Below are 5407 nucleotides of genomic sequence, written 5' to 3'. Positions count from 1 at the left end.
AAGAAAACGTCTCAACGGCCAACCCTACTTTTAAAAAAGTCTTCAGAACCTTTCTGAAATACAAAGCTTACATTACCAATGCTTTAAATCTTCCTTATTCTAACGCCAAGCTGGAGGCCACCAACAAGCTCATCAAGGATATCAAACGACAAGCTTTTGGCTTCCGAAATTTCAAGAACTTCAAAACGAAAATTCTCATCGCTTTGAACATCACAAAAGAGAGAACCATTCTGATTCTCTCTCGTGCTTAATGATAAGTCACCCACTACAGTTGACAAGGAGCCTAAAAAACTCATCTCCCTCCAGATAATGCTGCGGGAAATGAGTTTTTGTTATATCGGTAATCGAAGTTCAAAGATTGTTCCTTTCGGAACACGGTCGTGCACCAAAATTTGACCTTTTAATTGATCAACAATTTGTTTTGCTAGGGATAATCCCAAGCCAAAGCCCCCATTTTGGCGTGTTCTAGCCTTATCCACCCGATAAAAACGATCAAATATCTTTTTCTTGTTTTCATCGGAAATCCCCAAGCCATTGTCTTCAATGCTAACCACTAATTGTCTTTCTCTAATTTTTGACGTTATTTTTATTTCACCATCTTCACCAGTATACTTAACAGCATTATCAAATATGATTGTCATCACCTGCTTCAGTAGAGCGCTATCTGTTTGAATAGTTTTCCTGACTAAATTTTGAGATTTAAATTGCTTCTGATTTTCGTCTGCAATGAGCGAAAAATTATTAAAAGCAGTATCAAAAAATTCAGGTTCAACAACTTGGAGCACAACTTTTAACTCCCCATCTCTTCTAGCAAGATTAAGAAGATTTGATGTCAACAATCGCATATTTCTCACTTCATCCAAACTAGAAGCAATCGATTCGATCTCGTCCAAAATAGTTGTATCTGGCTTTCTGAACAAGGATTCTAATCGATTTTGGAGAACGGCTAAAGGTGTTCGCAGTTCGTGACTAGCATTTTCTACAAAGGCTTTTTGCTTTTCGAGCATTTCCTTAATCGGTTTTATTGTAATGATAGTTAACCAATAGGAAGCAAAAATGGATAAGAGCCAAAAAGAAAGCATAATAAGAACGATAATTTTATTGTTGCTGGAATTTAAGGCCTTGAGCTGGGTAATGTTGGTTAAAGCGACTGCATATTCAACAGACTCGCTTATCTCGTCCGGAACTCGAACAACAACAAATCTAAATACCTCAGTATCACCACTGGCATTGACAATTTCAGTTTCTAACAGCTTTCCTAAATTATTAAAATCGAAATCAATCTGGTCTAGCTGCAAAAAAGGATCTGCCTCAAAAATAAGCTTTTTATTTTTATCAAAGACAAGCGCACTTGTATTCGCATTGTAACCAAATTTTGCAATAGGCTTATGATCACCATTATTAATCAATGCGTCGCTACTGTCAGCTACTCGCTCTGTAAAAACTTCATAGGTTAAATCATCCCCGAAAACGGCTCTTGAACTGGCGGTAGTAATAATTTTTTCTGGTGAACTCGCTAGTTGATTTAGCCTACTATCCACCTCACTATATGCGCTGACATTGATAATATTTAAAATAATCAGAGTCATTAGCAAAAAGATAGCTGTAAAAACGCTGACGTATCGGGTAAAATATCTGAAATTTTCTAAGATAGAAATCCTTTTCTTATTCTGCATTTTTTAAAATATATCCCACGCTTCTGAGTGTTGACAAGTTTTTAACAAATTGAGTACCTTTTAACTTTTTACGAATTTTAGAAACGTAAACCTCTACAACAGAGACTGTTGTGTCACTGTCAAAGCCCCAAATGCGGTCAAAAATCTGATTTTTCGGTAAAATAACGTTTTGATTCTGTAGAAAATAAACAAGCAAATCAAATTCCTTACCCAAAAATTCGACTTCGTGATCAGCTACTCTAACTTCATTTGTCGCAAGATTTACTGTGACATCACCATAAACTAGACTATTTTCAGAAAACTTTCCTGAGCGTTTTAAGAGTGCCTGAATACGCATTTTTAACTCTTCTAGATAAAATGGCTTGGTCAAGTAATCATCGGCACCAAGTTCAAAACCATGACCTTTATCATCAAGGGATTCTTTAGCTGTCATGATGAGAACTGGCGTTGTGATCCCTTTTTGACGCAGTTCGCGAAGAACGGTAAAGCCGTCTTTTTCAGGTAACATTAAATCTAGCAAAATGAGATCATAAACTCCCGATTCTGCCTCATAAATGCCTTCTTCGCCATCAAACACTTGCATGACATCTGCAAAATCATCTAGAAAGTCAAACACTGAATTGGATAAACTTAAATCATCTTCCACTAATAATATTTTAATCATCATTCAAACCTCACCTTTTTCTTATATTATACCATGCCTTCCATCAAACCACTAGAATTGACAGGTTACAATTAGATGACGTTATGATATTCTCTTTTTCATTATACACCGTCACCTTAAATAAGGCTAAATTCGCACAGGATTTCTGAAAAGTGGTATACTGGTTAAAAGAAACTTTTAGAACCTGTATTTTCAACTCAGCACTCTTTTTTCAAAATAGGGGAGTGGGAAAGAACTCGAGCAACCAAAAATTCGTTTTCCCCACCCTCGCACCGCATAGTTGATTAGGCCGGATTCGGAGTGTAAAACACGAACAAATCTACCAATCCGCAGTGGTTCATTGGCGCTAAAGCACCTAATGATCTTTGCAGTGGTAAGACTAAGTTGGCATAGCCAACAAGTCTTACTCCCAACCACTGCGCTGAAATGTTTACGCAAACTATGAAAGGTAAGGTTGGACTTTTTGCTCAGCCTCCTGATGATTAGAAAATAAATTTCGGAATAAAAGTCCCTCACTTGTGAATACAGGTTCTTAGTCTGGAGATACTCTCGTGGACCATTTAAAGAAACTATTTCCATCGGCAACATTATCCAACCTCAAAACAGATAACAAAGGCTATGTCAATATTCCTCGTACAGATGGCACTTGGCTTGTCATTGAAGAAAAGGATCTGACAGATCGTGAAAAGCTGCTTGTCGAATGTTTGGATCTGCTCGAAAATCAAGTAGAGCCAGATAGTCCTTGGTATCGCTTTCTAGTGAAAAATCAAGGAAGCGCTCCCAATCCTCTCAAGTTGATCCAATTTCTCCATGTCAAAGTCATCCGTCACTCTGAACAAAATGACTTGGAAGCTGAATGGCTAGATATTTTTTCACAGCTGTTACCAAATTTAAGGTCACATATCAAACTTAGCCAGAGAGATTTTCTATTCATCTTAGATCAAGAGTTGCATTTTGATAGTGAGGCTATCTTAATGGAAATTCTGGCTATTTTGGAATTTGACTTCGGTATGAAAATAACTGCTCTAATCGGACAAATTTGGCCGCTATCTCTGGTTAATAGCTGGGCAAAGGCCTATCAGCTAGAAAATGAGCTCTTTCAACATCTACTTGAACAGCCAGGATTTGTCGGCTTAAATCGCTTTTCACTAGCTCTATTATCTACAAGTTTAGATATTACAGCGGATCTCTTTCAAATGCTTGTAGCTTTGATTGCGGAGCACGATGAAATTGAAGAAACAATTCGAACCATGTGGCAGGAACAGGCTGTCATCACCAAGACCGCACAAAATCTCTTCATTCACCGAAACACCCTGCAACATCGCTTAGACCGCTTCCAAGAACAAACAGGACTTTCCCTCAAACGTATGGACGATCTAACCATTTGCTATCTGGCTCTTCTACGGCAAACTCGCTAACATCTTGTGCACCCTGCACAAGATGTTTTTTTCTTTTTGAGCATACTGACCTTTAATATTAAAACGTTTTCACATATAATAAGCTTATATCATCAAATAAACAAACTATCGGAGCTAAAGACTCTGAGACGACATACAAGGAGGCAACCAGACTATGGTTCAATTGAAATTAAACAATATCTACAAGCGTTACGATCGTAGTGATCATTATTCCGTTGAGAATTTTAATCTTGATATTAAAGACAAGGAATTTATCGTCTTTGTTGGCCCTTCGGGTTGTGGTAAATCAACAACACTTCGTATGATTGCAGGTCTCGAAGATATTACTGAGGGTGAATTCTTCATTGATGACAAGCTCATGAACGATGTAGCACCTAAAGATCGTGATATTGCCATGGTTTTCCAAAACTATGCCCTCTATCCTCACATGACTGTTTACGATAATATGGCTTTTGGTCTTAAACTTCGGAAATACTCTAAAGAAGATATTGACAATCGCGTTAAAGAAGCAGCTGGAATTCTTGGACTGACGGAATTTTTGGATCGTAAGCCAGCTGACCTTTCAGGTGGACAACGTCAACGTGTAGCCATGGGGCGTGCCATTGTCCGCGATGCTAAGGTCTTCCTTATGGATGAGCCTCTCTCTAACTTAGATGCCAAATTGCGTGTCTCCATGCGTGCAGAAATCTCTAAAATCCACCGTCGTATCGGTGCAACAACCATTTACGTTACCCACGACCAAACCGAAGCCATGACCTTAGCTGACCGTATCGTTATCATGAGTTCTACTAAAAACCCATCTGGTAATGGTACTATTGGACGCGTTGAGCAAATTGGTTCGCCACAGGAGTTGTACAATGAACCTGCTAACAAATTTGTTGCCAGCTTTATCGGCTCACCTGCTATGAACTTCTTCAATGTGTCATTGAAAGATGGCTACTTGACAAATGGTAGTGGCCTCCAAATCAAATTGCCAGAGGGCCGTCGTAAACTTCTTGAACAACAAGGTTACAATGGTAAAGACCTCATTTTGGGAATCCGTCCTGAGGACATTGCTGCTTCAGAATTGGAACTAACAACTTATGCAGATTCAACGGTTCAAGCCGAAGTTGTTGTATCAGAACTTCTCGGCGCTGAAACTATGCTATACAGTAAAATTGATGATACTGAGTTCATCTCTCGCGTTGATGCTCGTGATTATCATGAACCAGGCTCTGTTGTTAAACTAGCTTTCAATATGAGTAAAGCGCACTTCTTTGATAGCCAAACTGAAAAAGCTATTCGTTAAACCAATTTCACCAACGATATTTTTAATAAGGCCTCGCATTTGCGGGGCTTTCACTTCTTTAGACAGTTCAATAATGTCCCTATTATACTTCTTTAGATTTTAGATAGTATATGATATACTGATTTTATGACATACGAATTAGATTTTAGAAAACGCGTCATTGCTTACGTTCAGGAAGGACATACCAAAAAGGAAACGAGTAAGTTATTTGGAATTAGTCCCAATACCCTCTATCTCTGGGAAAAACAACTCAGAGAGTTGAATAGCTTAGAATGTCAGCCCCGTAAGCGTAAACCATTCAAAATACCGCTGGAAAAGTTGGAACAATTTGTTCAACAATATCCCGACGCTTTTTTACGTG

General features: G+C 38.4%; 6 protein-coding genes. 4 read left to right on the top strand and 2 right to left on the bottom strand.

The genetic code is table 11. From position 1 onward, the window contains the following. The coding region (locus A3I5_RS0107075; protein ID WP_018373286.1) for a transposase at positions 1-251 on the top strand (251 nt) is incomplete at its 5' end. 81 nt (positions 252-332) lie between these two features. Here the strand turns inward: A3I5_RS0107075 and A3I5_RS0107070 are convergent. Next, positions 333-1589 (bottom strand): sensor histidine kinase, encoded by a 1257-nt coding sequence (locus A3I5_RS0107070; protein WP_408640773.1) that lies wholly within the window; start codon positions 1587-1589, stop codon positions 333-335. A 76-nt stretch (positions 1590-1665) separates the two neighbouring features. Next, positions 1666-2340 (bottom strand): response regulator transcription factor, encoded by a 675-nt coding sequence (locus A3I5_RS0107065; protein WP_026216979.1) that lies wholly within the window; start codon positions 2338-2340, stop codon positions 1666-1668. Between the two features lie 551 nt (positions 2341-2891). On the opposite strand from A3I5_RS0107065, the gene A3I5_RS0107060 reads away from it, so the two are divergent. The 3 genes from A3I5_RS0107060 to A3I5_RS0107050 form a co-directional block, all read left to right on the top strand. Next, positions 2892-3758 (top strand): helix-turn-helix domain-containing protein, encoded by an 867-nt coding sequence (locus A3I5_RS0107060; protein ID WP_018373908.1) that lies wholly within the window; start codon positions 2892-2894, stop codon positions 3756-3758. A 154-nt stretch (positions 3759-3912) separates the two neighbouring features. Further along, on the top strand, positions 3913-5046 hold the full coding sequence (locus tag A3I5_RS0107055) for an ABC transporter ATP-binding protein (protein ID WP_018373907.1): 1134 nt from the start codon (positions 3913-3915) through the stop codon (positions 5044-5046). Positions 5047-5172: 126 nt separating this feature from the next. After that, positions 5173-5407 (top strand): IS630 transposase-related protein (locus A3I5_RS0107050; protein WP_018373906.1); only part of this gene is annotated, 235 nt, incomplete at its 3' end.

Source organism: Streptococcus merionis DSM 19192, from assembly GCF_000380085.1.
Taxonomy (GTDB): domain Bacteria; phylum Bacillota; class Bacilli; order Lactobacillales; family Streptococcaceae; genus Streptococcus; species Streptococcus merionis.
Note: the sequence above shows the minus strand (reverse complement) of the source record. Positions and strands in the feature narration are given on the sequence as shown.